This window comes from Hydrogenophaga sp. UC242_50 (assembly GCF_042697355.1).
In the GTDB taxonomy this organism is placed as follows: Bacteria; Pseudomonadota; Gammaproteobacteria; order Burkholderiales; family Burkholderiaceae_C; genus Hydrogenophaga.
Genome location: NZ_CP170553.1, coordinates 3,157,263 through 3,178,089, shown reverse-complemented (window position 1 = coordinate 3,178,089; position 20,827 = coordinate 3,157,263). Strand labels below are relative to the sequence as shown.

Annotated in this window: 19 protein-coding genes, 1 tRNA gene and 2 pseudogenes; 15 read left to right on the top strand and 7 right to left on the bottom strand. The window is 66.7% G+C overall.

The features are described from left to right. Window positions 1-17: 17 nt before the first annotated feature. Window positions 18-1,358 carry an amino-acid N-acetyltransferase gene (gene argA, locus ACFJGX_RS16335; protein WP_382325123.1) on the top strand — a complete coding sequence of 447 codons (1,341 nt, stop codon included), beginning with the start codon at window positions 18-20 and terminating at the stop codon, window positions 1,356-1,358. Window positions 1,359-1,382: 24 nt separating this feature from the next. Here the strand turns inward: argA and ACFJGX_RS16330 are convergent, their stop codons facing one another. Together ACFJGX_RS16330 and ACFJGX_RS16325 are read right to left on the bottom strand one after the other, a co-directional pair. Next, entirely contained in the window at window positions 1,383-1,898 is a 516-nt protein-coding gene (locus tag ACFJGX_RS16330; protein WP_382328724.1) for a disulfide bond formation protein B, read from the bottom strand. Between the two features lie 91 nt (window positions 1,899-1,989). Next, window positions 1,990-2,760: a ferredoxin--NADP reductase gene (locus ACFJGX_RS16325; protein ID WP_291118977.1), complete on the bottom strand. Its 771-nt coding sequence runs from the start codon at window positions 2,758-2,760 to the stop codon at window positions 1,990-1,992. A gap of 278 nt (window positions 2,761-3,038) precedes the next feature. Here ACFJGX_RS16325 and ACFJGX_RS16320 point away from each other — a divergent pair, with 278 nt between their 5' ends. Beyond that, a complete protein-coding gene (locus tag ACFJGX_RS16320) occupies window positions 3,039-3,320 on the top strand; it encodes an oxidative damage protection protein (RefSeq protein WP_291118974.1) in 282 nt (93 codons plus the stop codon). 14 nt (window positions 3,321-3,334) lie between these two features. Continuing rightward, window positions 3,335-4,495: an FAD-dependent oxidoreductase gene (locus ACFJGX_RS16315; protein WP_382326571.1), complete on the top strand. Its 1,161-nt coding sequence runs from the start codon at window positions 3,335-3,337 to the stop codon at window positions 4,493-4,495. A gap of 1 nt (window position 4,496) precedes the next feature. Here the strand turns inward: ACFJGX_RS16315 and ACFJGX_RS16310 are convergent, their stop codons facing one another. Next, window positions 4,497-5,309: a hypothetical protein gene (locus ACFJGX_RS16310; RefSeq protein WP_382325127.1), complete on the bottom strand. Its 813-nt coding sequence runs from the start codon at window positions 5,307-5,309 to the stop codon at window positions 4,497-4,499. A gap of 166 nt (window positions 5,310-5,475) precedes the next feature. Here ACFJGX_RS16310 and ACFJGX_RS16305 point away from each other — a divergent pair, with 166 nt between their 5' ends. The 8 genes and pseudogenes from ACFJGX_RS16305 to ACFJGX_RS16270 all read left to right on the top strand — a co-directional run bounded on the left by ACFJGX_RS16305 (window position 5,476) and on the right by ACFJGX_RS16270 (window position 13,132). Continuing rightward, the gene (locus tag ACFJGX_RS16305) at window positions 5,476-6,267 is read left to right on the top strand and encodes a sulfite exporter TauE/SafE family protein (protein ID WP_382326569.1); all 792 of its coding nucleotides are present in this window, start codon (window positions 5,476-5,478) and stop codon (window positions 6,265-6,267) included. A 22-nt stretch (window positions 6,268-6,289) separates the two neighbouring features. Further along, window positions 6,290-8,066: pseudogene (locus tag ACFJGX_RS16300) on the top strand (nitrite/sulfite reductase). A gap of 11 nt (window positions 8,067-8,077) precedes the next feature. Next, complete coding sequence (locus ACFJGX_RS16295; RefSeq protein WP_382325129.1) at window positions 8,078-8,470, top strand: DUF934 domain-containing protein; 393 nt, start codon at window positions 8,078-8,080, stop codon at window positions 8,468-8,470. Window positions 8,471-8,489: 19 nt separating this feature from the next. Further along, window positions 8,490-9,239 (top strand): phosphoadenylyl-sulfate reductase, encoded by a 750-nt coding sequence (locus ACFJGX_RS16290; RefSeq protein ID WP_382325130.1) that lies wholly within the window; start codon window positions 8,490-8,492, stop codon window positions 9,237-9,239. Next, entirely contained in the window at window positions 9,236-10,195 is a 960-nt protein-coding gene (gene cysD, locus ACFJGX_RS16285) for a sulfate adenylyltransferase subunit CysD (RefSeq protein WP_382325132.1), read from the top strand. Before ACFJGX_RS16290 ends, cysD begins: the two co-directional genes overlap by 4 nt. Before the next feature lie 112 nt (window positions 10,196-10,307). Then, window positions 10,308-11,619 (top strand): annotated as a pseudogene (locus ACFJGX_RS16280) (sulfate adenylyltransferase subunit 1). 102 nt (window positions 11,620-11,721) lie between these two features. After that, window positions 11,722-12,051 (top strand): ferredoxin FdxA, encoded by a 330-nt coding sequence (gene fdxA / locus ACFJGX_RS16275; protein WP_382157485.1) that lies wholly within the window; start codon window positions 11,722-11,724, stop codon window positions 12,049-12,051. A gap of 7 nt (window positions 12,052-12,058) precedes the next feature. Further along, window positions 12,059-13,132, top strand: coding sequence for an NAD(P)/FAD-dependent oxidoreductase (locus ACFJGX_RS16270; protein WP_382325134.1), 1,074 nt, complete (start codon window positions 12,059-12,061; stop codon window positions 13,130-13,132). Window positions 13,133-13,211: 79 nt separating this feature from the next. Here the strand turns inward: ACFJGX_RS16270 and ACFJGX_RS16265 are convergent. Beyond that, window positions 13,212-13,287: transfer RNA gene (locus ACFJGX_RS16265), tRNA-Asn, on the bottom strand. 38 nt (window positions 13,288-13,325) lie between these two features. Between ACFJGX_RS16265 and ACFJGX_RS16260 the strand changes: the two genes are divergently transcribed. From ACFJGX_RS16260 to ACFJGX_RS16245, 4 genes are all read left to right on the top strand, one after another. After that, window positions 13,326-13,682: a VanZ family protein gene (locus tag ACFJGX_RS16260; RefSeq protein ID WP_382325136.1), complete on the top strand. Its 357-nt coding sequence runs from the start codon at window positions 13,326-13,328 to the stop codon at window positions 13,680-13,682. A 30-nt stretch (window positions 13,683-13,712) separates the two neighbouring features. Next, a complete protein-coding gene (aat, locus tag ACFJGX_RS16255) occupies window positions 13,713-14,483 on the top strand; it encodes a leucyl/phenylalanyl-tRNA--protein transferase (RefSeq protein ID WP_382325138.1) in 771 nt (256 codons plus the stop codon). Beyond that, the gene (locus tag ACFJGX_RS16250) at window positions 14,480-15,217 is read left to right on the top strand and encodes an arginyltransferase (protein ID WP_382157477.1); all 738 of its coding nucleotides are present in this window, start codon (window positions 14,480-14,482) and stop codon (window positions 15,215-15,217) included. The genes aat and ACFJGX_RS16250 overlap by 4 nt, the downstream gene beginning before the upstream one ends. A 103-nt stretch (window positions 15,218-15,320) precedes the next feature. Further along, complete coding sequence (locus ACFJGX_RS16245; protein ID WP_382157475.1) at window positions 15,321-16,121, top strand: IclR family transcriptional regulator; 801 nt, start codon at window positions 15,321-15,323, stop codon at window positions 16,119-16,121. Window positions 16,122-16,182: 61 nt separating this feature from the next. Here ACFJGX_RS16245 and ACFJGX_RS16240 read toward each other — a convergent pair whose 3' ends face one another. The 3 genes from ACFJGX_RS16240 to leuA form a co-directional block, all read right to left on the bottom strand. Further along, a complete protein-coding gene (locus ACFJGX_RS16240; protein ID WP_382326567.1) occupies window positions 16,183-17,286 on the bottom strand; it encodes a serine hydrolase in 1,104 nt (367 codons plus the stop codon). 234 nt (window positions 17,287-17,520) lie between these two features. Beyond that, window positions 17,521-19,062 carry a 2-isopropylmalate synthase gene (locus ACFJGX_RS16235; RefSeq protein WP_382157471.1) on the bottom strand — a complete coding sequence of 514 codons (1,542 nt, stop codon included), beginning with the start codon at window positions 19,060-19,062 and terminating at the stop codon, window positions 17,521-17,523. Window positions 19,063-19,106: 44 nt separating this feature from the next. Continuing rightward, window positions 19,107-20,795 (bottom strand): 2-isopropylmalate synthase, encoded by a 1,689-nt coding sequence (gene leuA / locus ACFJGX_RS16230; RefSeq protein WP_382325139.1) that lies wholly within the window; start codon window positions 20,793-20,795, stop codon window positions 19,107-19,109. Window positions 20,796-20,827 lie beyond the last annotated feature (32 nt).

The following is a 20,827-nucleotide window of genomic DNA, read 5'->3' as shown; positions in this document are numbered from 1 at the left end:
CGCCTGACCACCGCCCCATGTCCACTGTCTTCAACTTCACCTTCGTCCCCTGGTTCCGCTCGGTCGCGCCTTACATCCACAAGCACCGAGGCAACACCATCGTGGTCGGCATCGCGGGCGAGGCCATCGCGGCCGGCAAGCTGGAGAAGCTGGCGCAGGACCTGGCGCTGATCCAGAGCATGGGCGTGGACATCGTGCTGGTGCACGGCTTCCGGCCGCAGGTGAACGAACAGCTGCGGCTCAAGGGCCATGAGGCGAAGTACTCGCACGGCATGCGCATCACCGACGAGGTGGCGCTGGACTGCGCCCAGGAAGCCGCCGGCCAGCTGCGCTACGAGATCGAGGCCGCCTTCAGCCAGGGCCTGCCCAACACGCCCATGGCGGGCGCCACGGTGCGCGTGATCTCCGGCAACTTCATCACCGCGCGGCCCGTGGGCCTGATCGACGGCGTGGACTTCATCCACTCGGGCCTGGTGCGCAAGGTGGACACCGACGGCATCCAGCGCACGCTCGACATGGGCGCGATGGTGCTGCTCTCGCCCTTCGGCTTCTCGCCCACCGGCGAGGCCTTCAACCTCACCATGGAAGACGTGGCGACCTCGGTGGCCGTCGCGCTGCAGGCCGACAAGCTGATGTTCCTGACCGAGGTGCCGGGCATCCGCGTCGATCAGGCCGACCCGGAAAGCGACATCGACACCGAACTGCCGCTGGCCGACGCGAAGAAGATGCTGGCCGCCCTGCCCCCGGCCACCCAGCCCACCGACACCGCGTTCTATCTGCAGCACTGCATCCGCGCCTGCGAAGGCGGCGTGGACCGCAGCCACATCCTGCCGTTCTCGGTGGACGGAGCGCTGCTGCTGGAGATCTACACCCACGACGGCATCGGCACCATGGTGGTGGACGAAAAACTCGAGAGCGTGCGCGAGGCCACCATGGACGACGTGAGCGGCATCGTGGCGCTGATCGAGCCGTTCGAGAAGGACGGCACCCTGGTCAAGCGCGACCGCACCGAGATCGAACGCGACGCGGGCAACTACACCATCATCGAGCACGACGGCGTGATCTTCGGCTGCGCGGCGCTCTACCCCTACCCGGAAGAGCGCACCGGCGAAATGGCCGCGCTCACTGTCTCACCTCACACGCAGAGCCAGGGCGACGGCGAACGGCTGCTCAAGCGCATCGAGGCCCGGGCCAAGGCGCAAGGCCTGCAAAGCATCTTCGTGCTCACCACGCGCACCATGCACTGGTTCGTCAAGCGCGGCTTCGTGCAGGTCAGCGCGGACTGGCTGCCGGAGGCGCGCAAGCGCAAGTACAACTGGGACCGCAAGAGCCAGGTGCTGGTGAAGAAGCTGAGCTGAGGGCCGGCGCCGGCCCGGACGGCCTCAGGCGGCCGGGCGCTTCACCCAGAGGGCCACGGCCAGCGCGACGATGGCCGAGAAGCACAGGAAGGACCAGTTCGCGATCGACAGGCCGAGGAAGGTCCAGTCGATCACCGAGCAGTCGCCGCTGCCGCGAAAGATCATGGGAATGGCCCTGCGCAGCGGGAAGGCTTCGATCATGCCGAAGAAGTCGCGCCCGCAGCTCATGATCTCGGGTGGGTTCCATTGCAGCCAGCTCTGGCGCGCGGCCGTGAAAGCACCGAAGACCGCGAGCAGGCCCATCAGCGCGATGCCGGCCTGCCGCGCCGCGCGGCCCTTCAACAGGGCCGAGACGCCGGCCACCAGCGCCACCGCCACCAGGGCGTAGCGCTGCACGATGCACATGGGGCAAGGCTCCAGGCCCACGACGTGCTGCAGGTACAGGCCGAAGGCCAGCATGGCGGCGCAAGCGGCGGCCACCAGCCCCAGGATGCGGCGGGGGTGCTGGGTCAGGGGAGACGGTTCGCCAGGGGAAAGGATGGCGATCAAGGGAAATCCTGAAGTTGGGAGAAGGCGGCCGCCGGGCGGGACAGATCACTGAGCCCGGCGATCCACCGCAAGTTCCCCCGCTTCAGCTCACGAAGGCGCGTTCGATGACGAAATCGCCCGGCGTCGTGGTGTTGCCTTCCTTGAAGCCGCGCTTCTCGCACAGGGCCTTGAGGTCGCGCAGCATCTCGGGGCTGCCGCAGATCATCACACGGTCTTCGGCCGGGTTCAGGGGCGGAATACCCAGGTCCTTGGCGATCACGCCGTCGCCCAGCAGCTGAGGAATGCGGCCCTGGTGCATGAAGGGCTCGCGCGTGACGGTGGGGTAGTACAGCAGCTTCTGCTGCACGGCTTCGCCCAGGAACTCGTCCTGCTTGAGCTGCTCGGTGATCAGTTCGCGGTAGGCCAGTTCCTTGACCTGGCGCACGCCGTGCACCAGCACGACCTGCTCGAAGCGCTCGTAGGTTTCCGGATCGCGGATGACGCTCATGAAGGGCGCCAGGCCGGTGCCCGTGCCCAGCAGGTACAGGCGCTTGGCCGGCAACAGGTAGTCGATCAGCAGGGTGCCCGTGGGCTTGCGGCCGACGACGATGCTGTCGCCCACCTGGATGTGCTGCAGGCGCGAGGTCAGCGGGCCGTCCTGCACCTTGATGCTGAGGAACTCGAGGTGGTCGGCCCAGTTCGGGCTGACGATGCTGTAGGCGCGCAGCAGGGGCTTGTCGTTCACCCGCAGGCCGATCATGGTGAAGTGGCCGTTGGAAAACCGCAGCGAGGTGTCGCGCGTGGTGGTGAAGCTGAACAGCCGGTCGGTCCAATGGTGAACGCTGAGCACGCGCTCTTCCAGAAATGCACTCATGAGAGATCCTGATGGGGTCGAACCCCGTATTGTAAAAAGTCGGGCCGGCCGTGCGGCTGGCGGGGTGATCGGCCGGCCCCACTCGCGGGACGGACACCGAAACCTTGCTACAGTGACGGGCTGCCCGGGATACCCGGGGCCTTGCGCCCACCACGGCGAACTGCGCCGACGAACAAAGAGTCCCGGATCATGCCGACGATTGGCCTGTCCGGGAACGAATTATTTCTTCAGTTCGTTATAACCAATCCATCTAACCCACACCTCCTAGGACGTTTCTCATGGCACGCACCGTTCATTGCATCAAGCTCGGCAAGGAAGCCGAAGGCCTGGACTTTCCGCCCTACCCGGGCGAAATGGGCAAGCGCCTGTACGAGAACGTGAGCAAGGAGGCCTGGGCCGCCTGGCTCAAGCACCAGACCATGCTGCTCAACGAAAACCGCCTGAACCTGGCCGACGCGCGCGCGCGCCAGTACCTCGCGCGCCAGATGGAAAAGCACTTCTTCGGCGAGGGCGCCGACGCCGCCGCCGGTTTCGTGCCGCCGCCGCCCGAAGGCAACTGACCGCCGCCCGGGCCGTGCCCCCACCCCCAGCCCGCCATGCCGTGGTGATCGGCGCCGGCCTGGCGGGCGCCGCGGTCTGCGCGGTGCTGGCGCGGCGCGGCTGGCGGCTCACGCTGGTCGATGCCGCCAGCGGCCCGGCGCAAGGCGCCTCGGCCCTGCCGGTGGGCATGCTGAGCCCCCATGTCACCCGCGCGCCCACTCCGCTGTCGCGGCTGTCCGCACTGGGCGTGGCGACCACCCTGGCCGAGCTGCAGCGGCTGGTTCCACCAGGCCAGGGCTGGCAAGCCTGCGAGGTGGACAACCTGGGACACGATCCGGGCCGCTGGCCCGCCGCGCTGGTGCGCCCGGCCGCCCTGGTGCGGGCCTGGCTCGACGAAGCGGCGAACCTGGGCACGTTGGCGTGCGTGTGGCAAACCCCGGTGCAGACGCTGGCCTCCTCCGCCGTGGGCTGGCAGGCGCTGGATGCCCAGGGCCGCTGCGTGGCCGAAGCCCCAATGGCCGTGGTCGCCGCGGCCTATGGCAGCCATGCCCTGCTGACCGGCCCCGCCAGTTGGATGGACGCCGACGCCCTGCCCCTGCGCCCGGTCAAGGGCCAGATGAGCCTGGCCGCCCAGAGCGGCGACCCGCTGGCCGAGCGGCCGCAACGCGACAACGGCGTGTACGTGCCCCTCTATGAAGACACCGGGTTGCCGCCCGCCTGGCCGGCGCGCGTCTGGGCCATGGGCTCCACCTACGAACGCGGCGAGAACAGCACGCAGCTGAGCGAGCAGGCGCACGAGCGCAACGCCGAGAGCCTGGAGGCCATCTGCCCGAGCGCGGCGCTGGACCTGCGGCAGGTCTGGCAGCGAGGCGAGCTGCTGGGTTGGGCGCAGGTGCGCTGCGCCTCATTGGACCGCCTGCCGCTGGTGGGTGCGGTGCCCGACGGCGAGGCGCTGAAGGCCCATATGGCGGCGGCCGGTGTCCGGCGGGGCCGTGTGCCCTTGGCGGACACCCCTCGCCGGCCTGGGCTCTACCTGCTGGCCGCGCTGGGCTCGCGCGGCATCACCTTGGCCGCCTGGTGCGCGAACCAGCTGGCCGCCCAGATGGAGGGTGAGGCCACGCCCGACGTGGAAGAGGACCTGCTGCGGGCGATCGATCCCGCGCGCTTCGCCTGGAAACAGGCGCGCCGTCAGTAGCTCAGATCAGGTCCAGCCACTCGGACACCTGGCGCGGCTGGAACGGCCGCTCCAGCAGGGCCGTGATGCCCACGCGGTGCGCGTCGCGCCGCACCCTGCGGCGGCGCCACCAACCCGCCAGCGGGCCGGCCAGCTCGGTCGTCGCCAAGGTCAGCGCCTGGGGATTGCGGGCGACGAAGTGGCGCATCAGCGCCCACACGTCGATGCGATGGTCGTCCAGGTTGAACACGCCGCACACATAGCGGTTGCGCTCCATGAGTTCCAGCGCGGTCTCGGTGTCGACCACCTCGTCCACATGGCCCACGCCCGCCAGGGCCAGGCGGGTGCGCAGGTAGGTGCCTTCCTGATCCTCGGCCCCCACCACCAGGGCGCGCCGGGTCATGTCGGTGGGTTCGCCGGTGTCCATCTCGAGGTCGATGTCCAGCGGCGCCGGCGCGGTCACGTCCAGATCGAGCAGGCCCGAATCGGCCTGCCGGGCGGCGAACACCAGATCCAGGTCGTGCAGCACGGCGGCCCATTCGATCGGCCGGTCCAGCACCCGCCAGGCGTGATCGGGGGCGTCCGGGCCGACCCAGATCAGGCGCTGCCCGGGTGGCATCTCCTTGGCGTGCGACAGCACGGCCTCCAGGCTTTCGCCATCCACCAAGGCCACCTGGGCCACGCCGGAAGGGATCACCGCGCCCGGCGGCGCCATGGGCACCCAGGGGGCGTAAGACAGCTCGCGTTCCTGCGACAGCCGGAACACGGTGTTCAGCGCATGGCGTTCCACGTCGGAAAAACCGACCACGCTGACCAGGATGCGCTGCTTTTGCATGGCGCGGATGTTACGCCCAGCAGACCGATGTGCGGTCGGAGTTGTACGACGAGCGGCCATCTCGTGTGCGATTCGGCACATCGCTCATTTGTTTATTCCAGGGTGGCATATACCCATGAACAAAAAATCGTTTGGGATATATCGATGTCTCTCTACAGTCTCGCCCATGCCTAACATCGCCATCATCCTGGCCGGATTCGCCGTGGGACTCATCGTGGGTCTCACGGGGGTAGGTGGCGGCTCGCTCATGACGCCCATCCTGATCTTCTTTTTCGGCGTCAAACCGTACCTGGCGGTCGGCACCGACCTGCTGTTCGCCGCCTTCACCAAGATGGGCGGCACGGTCAGCCTGGCGCGGCAGAAGCTGGTGCCGTGGCGGGTGGTCGGCCAGCTGAGCGCCGGCAGCCTGCCGGCGGCGCTGTTGACGTTGCTGGTGCTGCGCCAGCTCGGCCCCACGAGCGCAACGGTGCAATCGCTGATGACGAACACCCTGGGCGTGGCGCTGTTGCTGACGGCAGTGGCGATGCTCTACAAGGCGGCGCGCGGCAAACAGCTGCCCCGCCAATTGCCCGAAGGCCAGCTGGCCCAGGCCACGCATGCGCGCCACTGGAGCCTGCCGGTGCTGTTCGGTGCGGTGATCGGCACCCTCGTCACGCTCACCTCGGTCGGTGCGGGCGCCATCGGTGTCTCCGTGCTGCTGTTGCTGTTTCCCCTGTTGCCGCTGCCCCGCATCGTGGCCGCCGACATCGCTTACGCCGTGCCGCTCACGCTGGTCGCCGGCCTGGGCCACGCGAGCCTGGGCTCGGTCGACTGGCCGCTGCTGGCCAAGCTGCTCGCCGGTTCGCTGCCCGGCATCTGGCTGGGCACGCGTCTGATGCGCCACACCCCTGAGCGCCTGGTGCGCTCGGCGCTGTCGCTGCTGCTGGCCTATGCCGGCACGAAGCTGATCGCTTTTTGATTCCTGAAGACCCACGAAGACGATGTACCAATATTCCGACTTTGACCGCCAGTTCGTGCACCTGCGCGCCGCCCAGTACCGGGACCAGCTGACCCGCTGGCAAGCCGGCACGCTGGGCGACGACGAGTTCAAGCCGCTGCGCCTGCAGAACGGCTGGTACGTGCAGCGCTTCGCGCCCATGCTGCGCGTGGCCGTGCCCTACGGCGAGATCTCCGCGCCGCAGCTGCGCGTGCTGGCAAAGATCGCGCGCGACTTCGACCACAAGGAAGAGCACGACGTCAGCAAGGCCAACGCCGGCCTGTCCGAAGTGCCCACGCTGCCCGACCGCTGCGGCCACTTCACCACGCGCCAGAACGTGCAGTACAACTGGATCCCGCTCTCGCGCTCGGCCGATGTGATGGACCTGCTGGCCAGCGTGGGCCTGCACGGCATCCAGACCAGCGGCAACTGCATCCGCAACATCACCACCGACGCGCTTGCCGGCATCGCGATCGACGAGGTGGCCGATCCGCGGCCCTTCGCCGAAATCCTGCGCCAGTGGAGCACGCTGCACCCCGAGTTCGCCTTCCTGCCGCGCAAGTTCAAGGTTGCGCATCACCGGCGCGCGCGAAGACCGCGCCGCCACCCCCTGGCACGACGTGGGCCTGCGCCTGCTGCGCAACGTCGACGGCGACCTGGGCTTCCAGGTGCGCGTGGGCGGTGGCATGGGCCGCACGCCCATCATCGGCAGCGTGATCCGCGAGTTCCTGCCCTGGAACCAGATCCTCAACTACCTCGAAGCCGTGGTGCGCGCCTACAACCGCTTCGGCCGCCGCGACAACATCTACAAGGCCCGCATCAAGATCCTGGTGAAGGCCGAAGGCCAGGCCTTCACCGACCAGGTGGAAGCCGAGTACCAGGACATCCTCGAGAAGGACGGCGCGCCGCACACCATCAGCCAGGCCGAACTGGACCGCGTGAGCGCCTTCTTCGTGCCGCCGCAACTCAACTGCGACCGCAAGAGCGCCGACGCCAAGATCGCGCACATCCTCAAGGCCGCGGCCGAGGACGACCTGGAATTCAGCCGCTGGCTGCAGCAGAACGTGAAGCCGCACCAGAACCCCGACCTGCGCGCCGTCACACTGTCCTTCAAGCGCTTCGGCCAGGCCCCCGGCGATGCCACGGCCGAACAGCTCGAGCGCGCCGCCGAACTGGCCGAGCGCTTCTCGGCCGGCGAAGCCCGCGTGACGCACGAACAGAACCTGCTGCTGCCCTGGGTGCGCTGCGACCAGTTGCCCGAGCTGTGGCGCGAGGCGCGCCGCCTGGGCCTGGCCAAGCCCAACATCGGCCTGCTCACCGACATGATCGCCTGCCCCGGCGGCGACTTCTGCGACCTCGCCAACGCGCGCTCGCTGCCGCTGGCACAGGCCATCCTGGGCCGCTACAAGGACCTCGACGAGCTGCACGACCTGGGCGAGATCGACCTGCACATCAGCGGCTGCATCAACTCCTGCGGCCACCACCACAGCGGCCACATCGGCATCCTGGGCGTCGACAAGGACGGCCAGGAGTGGTACCAGGTCACGCTCGGCGGCTCGGACGGCACGCGCCTCTCCGGCGACGCCACGCCGGGCAAGGTGATCGGCCCGTCCTTCGCCGCCAGCGAAGTGCCCGACGTGATCGAAGCCCTGCTCGACACCTACCGCGCCCAGCGCACGGGCCAGGAGACCTTCGTGAACACCCTGCGCCGCACCGGTGCCGACCCGTTCAAGACCGCCGCCAACGCGGTGCGCACGAGCACGGCCCGCGCCGCCGCCTGAGGAGAGACCGCATGAGCCAGAACCTTCAACTCTTCAGCGCCGACACCTTCGCTGCCACCGAAGCCGAGGCACAACGCCTCTCGATCGCCAACGACGCCGATCCCCGCGAGGCCGACCTGAGCGGCATTGGCGTGGTGGAACTGCACTTCCCCAAGTTCAGCGACGGCCGAGCCTTCAGCCAGGCCTTCCTGCTGCGCCGCCGCCTGGGCTTCACGGGCCAGATCCGCGCCACGGGCGACGTACTGATCGACCAGCTGGTGCAGATGCAGCGCAGCGGCTTCAGCCAGGCCGTGCTGCGCGCCGACCAGAACCTCGCCCATGGTGAAGCGCTGTTGAAGCACTACCCCGCCTTCTACCAGGGCGATGCGGTGCACACCGCGCCGCATTTCGCCGCCACCGCCTGAGCGTCTCACAGCCACCGCCATGACCGCCATCGCTCTCTACAACCGCCCCTCGCCCGACTTCGCCGCCAAGGTCGAGCGCAGCATCGCACTGCTGCGCGAGACGGCCGCCAACCACCCCAGGCTCACGCAAGCCTCCAGCCTGGGCGCGGAAGACATGGTGGTCACGCACCTGATGCACCTGGCCGGCATCGAGGCCAGCGTCTTCGTGTTGGAGACCGGCAAGCTGCACGCCGAGACGCTCGCGCTGATCCCGAAGATCGAGCAGCGTTACGGCATCAGCGTGCAGGTGTTCCGGCCCAGGCAGGAATCGGTCATCCACTTCGTGCGCAAGAACGGCGAAGAGGCGATGTACCAGAGCATCGAACTGCGCAAGGCCTGCTGCGACATCCGCAAGATGGAGCCTCTGGCGCGCGCCCTGGCCGGCCAGGACGGCTGGATCACCGGCCTGCGCCGCGAACAATCCAACGCGCGCGCCGAAGTGGGCGAGATCGTGCAGGAGCCCGAGCGCATCAAGGTCAGCCCCATCGTCGAATGGACCTGGGGCGATGTCTGGCACTTCATTGCCGAACACCAGCTCGACTACAACGCGCTGCACGACCAGTTCTTCCCCAGCATCGGCTGCGCGCCCTGCACGCGCGCCATCAGCGTCGGCGAGGACTTCCGCGCCGGCCGCTGGTGGTGGGAGCAGGAAAGCGCCAAGGAATGCGGCCTGCATGTGCAGCCCGCCGCCGAACCCCTCGTATCGCCTCTCGAACGGACCCACGCATGAACGCCCGCACCGAAACCGCCGTGATCCAGACCGCGCTGCAACACGCCAGCGATCACCACCTGAGCAACGCCCACCTGGATGCCCTGGAAGAGGAAACCATCTTCATCCTGCGCGAGGTGGCTGCCGCCTTCGAGCGCCCCGCGCTGCTGTTCTCGGGTGGCAAGGACTCGCTGGTCATGCTCAAGTGCGCCGAGAAGGCCTTCGGCGCCGGCCGCATCCCCTACCCGCTGCTGATGATCGACACCGGCCACAACTTCCCAGAAGTGACCGATTTCCGCGACCTGCGCGCCAAGGAACTCGGCGCCGAACTGATCGTGCGCAGCGTCGAGGACTCGATGGCGCGTGGCACCGTGCGCCTGGCCCATCCAGGCGAGAGCCGCAACGTGCACCAGTCGGTCACGCTGCTGGAAGCCATCGAGGAATTCCGCTTCGATGCGCTGATCGGCGGCGCACGGCGCGACGAGGAGAAGGCCCGCGCCAAGGAGCGCATCTTCAGCCACCGCGACAGCTTCGGCCAGTGGCAACCCAAGGCGCAACGCCCCGAACTCTGGACGCTGTTCAACACCCGGATCCAGCCCGGCGAGCACTTCCGCGTGTTCCCCATCAGCAACTGGACCGAGCTGGACGTGTGGCAGTACATCGCGCGCGAAAACATCGCCCTGCCCTCGATCTACTACACGCACCAGCGCGAAGTGGTGGACCGCCGCGGCCTGCTCGTGCCGGTGACCGAACTCACGCCGCCGCGCGACGGCGAAACCGTGGAAGTGCGCGACGTGCGCTTCCGCACCGTGGGCGACATCACCTGCACCTGCCCGGTGGAGAGCCTGGCCGCCACGGCCGACGACATCGTGATCGAGACGCTGGCCGCCGAGGTCAGCGAACGCGGCGCCACGCGCATGGACGACAAGACGTCCGACGCCTCGATGGAGAAGCGCAAGAAAGACGGGTACTTTTGACGCCCCCGCGCCGCGCCCGTGGCGCGTCACCCCCACTGGGGGCGGTGTCTGCGGGCCGGCGAAGCCGGACCCGCGACACCCTTGAACAGATATCTCTCGCAGAAAGATCGCCATGACCACCGCTGAACTCGCTCCCATTGCCCAAGACACCCGCTCCGCCCTGCGCCTCATCACCTGCGGCAGCGTGGACGATGGCAAGAGCACGCTGATCGGCCGCCTGCTGGTCGACAGCAAGGCCGTGCTGCAGGACCACCTGGCCGGCGTGCAGCGCCACGGCCAGACCGACCTCGCCCTGCTGACCGACGGCCTGTCGGCCGAGCGCGAACAAGGCATCACCATCGACGTGGCCTACCGCTACTTCAGCACCGAAGCGCGCAAGTTCATCATCGGCGACGCCCCGGGCCATGAGCAGTACACGCGCAACATGGTCACGGCGGCCTCCAGCGCCGACGCGGCCGTGGTGCTGGTGGACGCCACCAAGCTGAACTGGGCCGACGCCGCGCTGCAACTGCTCCCGCAGACCCGCCGCCACAGCCTGCTGCTCAAGCTGCTGCGCGTGCCCTCGGTGGTGTTCGCCATCAACAAGCTCGACGCCGTCGAGGACAGCCGCACGGCCTTCGCCCACATCGCCGCGGCGCTGCGGCAGTTCGCCGCGCAGGCCGGCATCCCGGTCACGGCCACCGTGCCGGTGTCGGCTCTCAAGGGCTGGAACGTGGTGGACGCCAGCGAGCAGGCCGGCTGGTGCGGCTACAGCGGCCCGACGCTGCTGGAGATCCTCGAAGGCCTGCCCGTCACGCCGGCCGACAACACGCTGCCCTTCGCCTTCGCCGTGCAATGGGTGGAGAAATTCAGCAGCTCGTCCGACACCTCGCAAGGCCGCCGCGTCTTCTGGGGCCGTGCTGCCACGGGTGGCGTGCAGCCGGGTCAGGCGGTGCGCATCATGCCCAACGGTCAGACCGCCGTGGTCGCGCAGGTGCTCAACCACGTGCGCCAGCCCCAGGCCGTGCTGGCCGGCCACAGCGCCGGCATCGTGCTCGACCGCGAGGTCGATGTCTCGCGCGGCGACTGGCTGCTGGCCGTCGAGGATGGTGAAGCGCAGGACACCCTGACCGGCAGCCGCGAGATCCGCGCCACCGTGGCCTGGCTCGACGACGAGACCCTGGTGCCCGGCCGCGTGTACTGGGCGCTGCATGCGCCACCGCTGGGTCAAGGCCAAGATCAAGCGCATCGTGCACCGCCTGGACATCCACACACTGGCCGAGGAAGAGGCCAGCCAGCTCGAGCCCAACGCCATCGGCCACATCGAGCTGGCGCTGCAGGAACCGCTGCGCACCCTGCCCTTCGAGCGCTCGCGCACCCTCGGGTCCCTGGTGCTGGTGGACACCGCCAGCCACCGCACCTCGGGCGCCTTGCTGGTGCTCTGAAAGACCCTCCGTCCTTAACGCGTACCCAGGCAAGGGGCTTGCGCCTGCCTGGGGTTCAGGGAAACCCTAAAATCCGGGGTTCTACCGATTCCCATCATCACCATGACCCACGTTGTCACCGAAGCCTGCATCCGCTGCAAATACACCGATTGTGTGGACGTCTGTCCCGTGGACTGTTTCCGCGAAGGCCCGAACTTCCTGACGATCGACCCGGATGAATGCATCGACTGCGCGGTGTGCATTCCCGAATGCCCGGTGAGCGCGATCTACGCCGAGGAAGACCTGCCCAAGGACCAGCAGCACATGACCGAGCTCAACGCCGAGCTCGCCCGCCTGCCGGGCTGGAAGAGCATCACCAAGCGCAAGGATCCCTTGCCCGACCACGACGAGTGGAAAGACCGCAGCGACAAGTTGTCGGAGCTGATTCGCTGAACCTGGCATGACCTTCGCCAACACGCCCGACGGCCCCATCGAAACCGATGCCGTCATCGTGGGCGCGGGCCCGGTCGGCCTCTTTCAGGTTTTTGAACTGGGCCTGCTGGAGATCAAGGCGCACGTGATCGACTCACTCGCCTACCCCGGCGGTCAGCCGGTCGAGCTGTACCCGGACAAGCCCATCTACGACATCCCCGCCATCCCGGTGTGCACCGGGCAGGAGCTCGTGGATCGCCTGCTCTCGCAGATCAAGCCTTTCGGTGCCAGCTTCCACCTTGGCCAGGAAGTCACCAGCGTGCAACAGCAGGCGGATGGCCGCTTCTTCGTCGCCACCTCCAAGGGCGCGCGGTTCCTCACCAAGACCTTGTTCATCGCCGCTGGCGTGGGCGCTTTCCAGCCGCGCAAGCTCAATGTCGAGGGGCTGGACCGATTCGAGGACACCCAGCTGTTCTACCGGGTCAGGAGCCCGGCCGATTTCGCGGGCAGGCACCTGGTCATCATTGGTGGAGGTGATTCGGCGCTCGACTGGGCCCTGACCTTCGCGGCCGAGGGCCCGCACCGGGCCGCCAGCGTGATCCTCATCCACCGCCGCGACGGCTTTCAAGCCGCGCCCGCGAACGTGGCAAAGATGCGCGAACTCTGCGAACGCCACGAGATGCAGTTCATCGTCGGCCAGACCACCGGCTTCGAGGAAAGCGATGGCCGCCTCACAGGCCTGAAAGTCACCGGCCCCGACGCCGTGACCCGAGTCGTGCCTCTGGACGCCTTGCTGGTGTTCTTCGGTCTCTCGCCCAAGCTCGGCCCGATCGCAGACTGGGGCCTGGACATCGAACGCAAGCAGCTGGTGGTCGACACCGAAAAGTTCTCCACCAGCGTGCCAGGCATCTTCGCGGTGGGTGACATCAACACCTACCCGGGCAAGAAGAAGCTCATCCTCTCCGGTTTCCATGAGTGCGCCTTGGCCGCCTTCGGCGCCGCGCCCTTCATCTTTCCCGACAAGAAGGTGACGCTGCAATACACCACCAGCAGCACCAAGCTGCACAAGGTGTTGGGCGTGGACTCGCCGGTGCTGGATTGAGCCAGGCCGTGTTGTGCGCAGTGACAAGACGCAGAAAAGACAAAGGCCTTCCGAAGAAGGCCTTTGTCTTTTGTCTGTCTGGCTCCCCGACCTGGACTCGAACCAGGGACCTGCGGATTAACAGTCCGTCGCTCTACCGACTGAGCTATCAGGGAACAGCCTCGAATTATAGCGTCGTTTTTCGCGTTTTTCCATGACCCGCTTCATCTTCATCATCAAACCGCTTTTCTGGCTCAGTGTCGCGGTGCTCACCGTCGCCTCGCTCGTGCCCGTGGTCCTGCTTCCACCCCAGAGCCTCGACATATGGGACAAGGCCCAGCACGCGTTCGGATTCGCCTGGCTGGCGTTCCTGGGCCTGCTCGCCTATCCACGTCGGCCCAACGCGGTGGCTGCGTCTCTGCTGGCCTATGGCGGCGCCATCGAACTGGCCCAGGCGGCCACGGGGTGGCGCTACGGCGAATGGTCGGATCTCGCGGCCGATGGCGTGGGCATCCTGCTGGGCGCCCTGGCCTGGTGGCTTCTTCGTCGGATCGCCCGCCCCGCCGCTTGAAACCGCGGGGCCGCCGCGCACAATAGTGGCATGTCACACACCCCGCCCAACCGAGCATTGCCGTGGCTCGAGCCCGGCCAAGCGTTTCCGTCCGTGGAAACGGCCTGGAGTGCCACGGACCCCGCGCCCGGTCTGCTCGCCGCAGGCGGGGTGCTGGATGTGCCGACACTGGTCGCCGCGTACTCCCGTGGCATCTTCCCCTGGTACAGCGCGGGCCAACCCATCCTGTGGTGGAGCACCGACCCTCGCATGGTGCTGGAGACCCGCCAGTTCCGCCTGCACCGCTCGCTGCGCAAGACACTCACCCGGCTGCTGCGCGAGCAGCGGCTGGAAGTGCGCTTCGACCACGACTTCGAACGTGTCATCCGCGCCTGCGCGCACACGCCGCGCGACGGCCAGACTGGCACCTGGATCCTGCCCGCCATGGTGGAAGCTTACGTCCGACTCCATCACGCAGGCCTCGCACACAGTGTGGAGGCCTGGTTCGACGGCGAGCTGGCCGGTGGGCTGTATTGCGTCAATCTCGGCGCCATGGTGTACGGCGAGTCGATGTTCAGCCGCCGCAGCGATGCCTCCAAGATCGCCCTGGCGGCGCTGATCGCCTTCTGCCGCGCCCACGCCATGCCCCTGATCGACTGCCAGCAGAACACCACGCACCTGGCATCGCTGGGCGGCCAGCTCATGGCCCGCGACGAGTTCTGCCGACACGTTCGAATGGCCCTGCCCCACCCTGCCCCACGCTGGGAATTCGAGCCCGTATACTGGCAGCACATCCTCTCTGACGACGGTCCTCGCGCGTGACCCACCTCAAAGAACTCCCGCTTCAGGCGCTGCAGTTTTACGCCACGGCACCTTACCCGTGCAGCTACCTGCCGGACCGTCAGGCGCGCTCGCAAGTCGCCACCCCCAGCCACCTCATCCACAACGATGCTTACTCGGATCTGGTCACGCACGGCTTCCGCCGCAGTGGCATGTTCACCTACCGCCCGTATTGCGATGGCTGCCAGGCCTGCGTGCCGCTGCGCGTGCCGGTCGCTTCGTTCACACCCAACCGGAGCCAGCGGCGATCGGCGAAGCAGCACGGCATGCTGCAGACGCGCGTGCTCAAGCTCTGCTTCATCCCCGAGCACTACCAGCTCTACCTGCGCTACCAGAACAGCCGCCACGCCGGCGGCGGCATGGACCACGACAGCATCGACCAATACACGCAGTTCCTTCTGCAGAGCCGGGTCAATTCGCGGCTGGTGGAGTTCCATCAGCCCGGCACCGACGGTGGCCCTTCCCGGCTCAAGATGGTCTCGATCGTCGACGTGCTGAACGATGGCCTCTCGGCGGTCTACACCTTCTACGAACCCGATGAAAAGGCCAGCTACGGCACGTACAGCGTGCTCTGGCAGATCGATCAGGCCCGCGCGCTGGAGTTGCCCCATGTGTACCTGGGCTACTGGATCGGGCAGAGCAGCAAGATGAACTACAAGGCGGGCTTCCAGCCGCACGAGTTGCTGCTCGAGGGCCGCTGGATCACGGCGCCCTGAGGCGTGGCCTGACCGAGGGCGGCGTTCGCTGCCAGCGTGTTCCGGCACCGGTTGGAGGAAGTGGATTTCATCTTGTAAAATCAAGAACAACCTCTGACCTCTCATGACCAAACGCTCCGAGACCCTTCCCAGCACGCCCACTGTCCAGGTGATCGAACGCATGTTCAACCTGCTGGAAGTGCTAGCATCGCGCGAGGAACCGGTGTCGCTGAAGGAAATCAGCGAGAAGACCGGCCTGCATCCCTCGACCGCGCACCGCATCCTCAACGACCTGACCATCGGCCGGTTTGTCGATCGGCCCGAGGCAGGCAGCTACCGGCTCGGCATGCGGTTGCTGGAACTGGGCAACTTGGTCAAGGCACGGCTGAGCGTGCGGGATGCCGCCCTGCTGCCCATGCGCGAGCTGCACAAGATGATCCAGCAGCCAGTCAACCTGAGCGTGCGCCAGGGCGACGAAATCGTCTATGTGGAGCGGGCGTACAGCGAACGCTCCGGCATGCAAGTGGTGCGCGCCATTGGTGGCCGCGCGCCCCTGCACCTCACCTCGGTGGGCAAGCTCTTCCTGGCCGATGACGAGCCGCAACGGGTGCGCGCCTACGCCACCCGCACCGGGCTGGCCGGCAACACGCGCAACAGCCTGACCCAGCTCGCCACCCTGGAACGCGAACTGGCGCAGTGCCGTCAAGCCGGCCTCGCACGGGACAACGAGGAATTGGAGCTGGGCGTGAGGTGCATGGCCGCCGGCATCTACGACGACCAGAGCAAGCTGGTGGCTGGGCTGTCGATCTCCGCCCCCGCGGACCGCATCGACGAGAGCTGGGTGCCCAAGCTGCGCTCCACCGCTGCCGAGATTTCATCCGCGCTGGGCTGCCCCAAGGTGCCGATGCCGGCATCCGCCCGCTGAGCGCGTCACCCCCATGAAAAACGGCCCTGACGGGCCGTTTTTCATGGGGGCTGGGAAAGGGTCAGCCTTGAGGGCGAGGCATCACGCGCGCATCGGTCTGCACTTCGACCCAGCGCCGCACGCGTTCGGCGTCCTGCATGCGCCCCACTTTGCCCGTGGCGTCCAGAAACACCATGATCAACTGGCGGCCCGCCACCTTGGCCTGCATGACGAGGCAACGGCCGGCTTCGGAGATGTAGCCCGTCTTCTGAAGGCCGATGTCCCACGACGGGTTCTTGATCAGGCCATTCGAGTTGTTGTAGTGCAGCGTGCGACGACCGAGGTCGACCTCGTAACTGGGCGACGTGGACAAATCGCGCAGGATGGGGCGCTGGTAGGCCACGGACACCAGGGTCGCGAGATCGCGCGCGCTCGACTGGTTGGAGCTGGACAGGCCGGTGGGCTCGACGTAACGGGTGTCCGCCATGCCCAGTTCCAGCGCCTTCTTGTTCATCAGGCGCACGAACTCGGCAAGACCGCCCGGGTAGGTGCGACCGAGTGCATGGGCGGCCCGGTTTTCGCTGGACATCAGCGCCAGGTGCATCAGCTCGCCACGGCTGAGCGTGGTGCCCACGGCCAGGCGCGAACTGCTGCCCTTGTAGGTGTCCACGTCGTCCTGCGTGATGGTGATCATTTCCTGCATGTTCAGGTGGGCGTCTGCCACCACCAGGCCGGTCATGAGCTTGGTCAGCGAGGCGATCGGCAGCACGGCCGCGTCGTTCTTGCTGAACAGCACTTCGTTGGTTTCCTGATCGATCACCAGGGCCACGCTGGAATTGAGTTCGAGCGGATCGTCCATCGAACGCAGGCCCAGGCGCGAGCCTTCGGAAAGACGGGGCGCCACGGCCGCGCGCATCACCGCCTGGGTGGCTGCGGGTTTGCGTTGAACGGCCACCTTGTGCAGCGAGGTCGTCTTGCCCGCCGCCATCTGAACCTTCACACGGCCCTGGGGCTTGCTGGCCACGCGAACGGTCTTGCGTGCCGGGGCCTGCGCCACCTTGGGTTGGGCCTTCTTGGAGGTCGCACCGTGCGCTTGGGAGTGGCCTTGGCCGTCACCGTCTTCTTGGCGGTTTTCGCGTTGCTGGCGGCCTGGGCTTGCAAGGGCGCGAAGGAAAGCGCTACCCAACCGGCAACAGCCGCAACCAGCAAAATTTTGCGAAAACGATCGACGCCGATGACCATGACTCCACTCCAGCAACAGGAACTGCGCAGGGGTGAAGTATAGGCATTCGGAAAAAAACTAGCAATATCAAAAGCTTGGGAAACTGTCTTCAGTGATCGGTAGAACAAGTGCTACTTTTGGTGTCTTTTCTGCGTCTCACGAAACACAATTCATCAAGCCTTTGATTTCATTGGGGTTTTATCCCTGCGCGGCGACCCGGTCCGATTTGCTGTGCAGTTTGTTCAAGGCACTCAGGTACGCCTTGGCCGAGGCCACGACGATGTCTGGGTCGGCACCCACGCCGTTGACGACGCGGCCACCGTGTTGAAGGCGCACCGTCACCTCACCCTGGCTCTCGGTGGAACCGCTGGTGATGGCGTTGACCGAATACAGCAGCAACTCGGCGCCGCTCTTCACGTGGTTCTCGATCGCTTTCAGGGACGCGTCCACGGGGCCGTTGCCGTCGCTCTCGCCCTGAATTTCCTTGCCGTCCACGGTGAACACCACGCTGGCGTGCGGGCGCTCGCCGGTCTCGCTGCGCTGCTTCAGCGAGACCAGGCCGTACTGCTCCTTCTCGGCGGTCACGCTTTCGTCGCTGCACAGGGCCAGGATGTCCTCGTCGAAGATCTCGCTCTTGCGGTCGGCCAGTTCCTTGAACGCCGCAAACGCGGTGTTGATCTCGCTCTCGGACTCCATCTCGATGCCCAGATCCTGCAAGCGCTGCTTGAACGCATTGCGGCCGCTGAGCTTGCCCAGCACGATCTTGTTGGCACTCCAGCCCACGTCCTCCGCGCGCATGATTTCATAGGTGTCGCGCGCCTTGAGAACGCCGTCCTGGTGAATCCCGCTGGCATGGGCAAACGCGTTGGCACCCACCACCGCCTTGTTGGGCTGCACCACGAACCCGGTGGTCTGGCTCACCATGCGGCTGGCCGGCACGATCTGCGTGGCGTCCACGCCCACGTCCAGGCCGAAGTAGTCGCGCCGTGTGCGCACCGCCATCACGATCTCTTCCAGCGAGCAGTTGCCCGCGCGCTCGCCCAGGCCGTTGATGGTGCACTCCACCTGGCGCGCGCCACCGATCTTCACGCCGGCCAGCGAGTTCGCCACGGCCATGCCGAGGTCGTTGTGGCAATGCACTGACCAGATGGCCTTGTCGGAGTTGGGCACGCGCTCGCGCAGCGTGCGGATGAAATCGCCGTAGAGCTCCGGGATCGCGTAGCCCACCGTGTCCGGGATGTTCAGCGTCGTCGCGCCTTCCTTGATCACGGCCTCCAGCACGCGGCAGAGGAAATCAACGTCGCTGCGGTAGCCGTCTTCCGGGCTGAACTCGATGTCGTCCACCAGGTTGCGGGCGAAGCGCACCGATTGCACTGCCTGCTCCAGCACCTGCTCGGGCGTCATGCGCAGCTTCTTCTCCATGTGCAGGGCACTGGTTGCGATGAAGGTGTGGATGCGCGCGCGCTGAGCGCCCTTGAGGGCTTCCGCAGCCCGCGCGATGTCCCGGTCGTTGGCCCGCGCCAGCGAGCACACCGTGGACTCCTTGATGGTGTTGGCGATGGCCTGCACGCAGTCGAAGTCCCCGTTCGAGCTGGCCGCAAAGCCGGCCTCGATCACATCCACCTTCAGGCGCTCCAGCTGGCGCGCAATGCGCAGCTTCTCGTCCTTGGTCATGGACGCACCGGGCGATTGCTCACCGTCGCGCAGGGTGGTGTCGAAAATGATCAGTTTGTCGCTCATGGGGAAACTCCATTCAAAGTTGTTTTTATCCACCCAGGTCGGGATCAGACCGCCTGGGCTTCGGATTCGCTGGTGTGGGGCCTCGTCACCCGGTGCAGGCCGGACAGGATGGCCTTGAAGGACGCAGAGACAATGTTGGCGTCGATGCCCACCCCGAACACCGTGCGCGTCTCGTCGATGCGCATCTCCACATAGGCCACTGCGCGCGCCTGCGCGCCCGAGCCGATGGCGTGCTCGTGGTAGTCAAGCACCCGCACCTGGCGGTCGATCGCTGCGTTGAGGCCGTTGACGAAGGCGTCGATGGGGCCGTTGCCCTGCCCGTCCACCACCACCGGCTCACCGCCGATCTCCACCTGGGCCGCCACGCGCACGCTCTGGCCCGAGATGTCCTCCATCACGGGCTGCAGCGGCGCGCGGGCCTGGGACAGGCCGTACTCGCGCTCGAAGATGTCCCACAGGTCGGCGGCGGCCAGCTCCTTGCCGTTGGCATCCATGACCTCCTGCACCACCTGGCTGAACTCGATCTGCAAGCGGCGCGGCAATTCCAGGCCGTATTCGTTTTCCAGCAGGTAGGCGATGCCGCCTTTGCCTGACTGGCTGTTGACGCGGATCACAGCCTCATAGCTGCGCCCCAGATCCTTGGGGTCCACAGGCAGGTAGGGGATGTTCCAGGCGTCGTCTTCCCGGCGCGCGGCAAATGCCTTGCGGATCGCGTCCTGGTGAGAGCCGGAGAACGAGGTGTAGACCAGATCGCCTACGTAAGGATGGCGTGGGTGCACCGGCAACTGGTTGCAGTGCTCGACGGTGCGTCGGATCTCGTCGATGTCGGAGAAGTCCAGGCCGGGCGAGACACCTTGTGTGTAGAGGTTGAGCGCCACGTTGACCAGATCGAGGTTGCCAGTGCGCTCGCCGTTGCCGAACAGACAGCCTTCGATGCGATCGGCGCCCGCCATCAAGGCGAACTCACCCGCAGCCGTTCCGGTGCCGCGGTCGTTGTGCGGATGCACGGACAGCACGATCGCATCGCGCCGCGCGAGATGGCGGTGCATCCACTCGATCATGTCGGCAAAGATGTTGGGCGTGCTGTGCTCCACCGTGGACGGCAGGTTGATGATGCACTTGTGTTCGGCCGTCGGCTGCCAGACCTCGGTGACGGCATCCACCACGCGCTTGGAGAAGGCGAGCTCGGTGCCGGAGAACATTTCGGGCGAGTACTGGAAAGTCCACTGAGTGGCAGGCTGCAAGGCGGCGAGCTCGCTGAAAAGGCGGGCCTGTGAGGTGGCCAGTTCGACGATCTCGTCTTCGTTCATGCCAAGCACCACGCGCCGCATGACGGGGGCCACGGCGTTGTAGAGATGCACGATGGCGCGCGGCGCGCCCTGCAAGGCCTCGAAGGTGCGCCGGATCAGCGGTTCGCGCGCCTGGGTCAGCACCTGGATGGTGACGTCCTCGGGAATGAGGCGCTCGTCAATCAGGCGACGCAGGAAATCGAATTCGGTCTGCGAAGCCGATGGGAATCCGACCTCGATCTCCTTGAAGCCGATCTTCACCAGCAACTCGAACATGCGCAGCTTGCGCTCCACATCCATGGGCTCGATCAGGGCCTGGTTGCCGTCGCGCAGGTCGGTGCTCAGCCAGATGGGGGCCTGGGTGAGGACGGCGTCGGGCCAGGTGCGGTCCTTGAGACCGATCGGCTTGAAGGCAGGGTACTTGCTGGCAGGGTGTTTCAACATGGTGCTCTTTCGATGTTACTGAAACCCGCAGC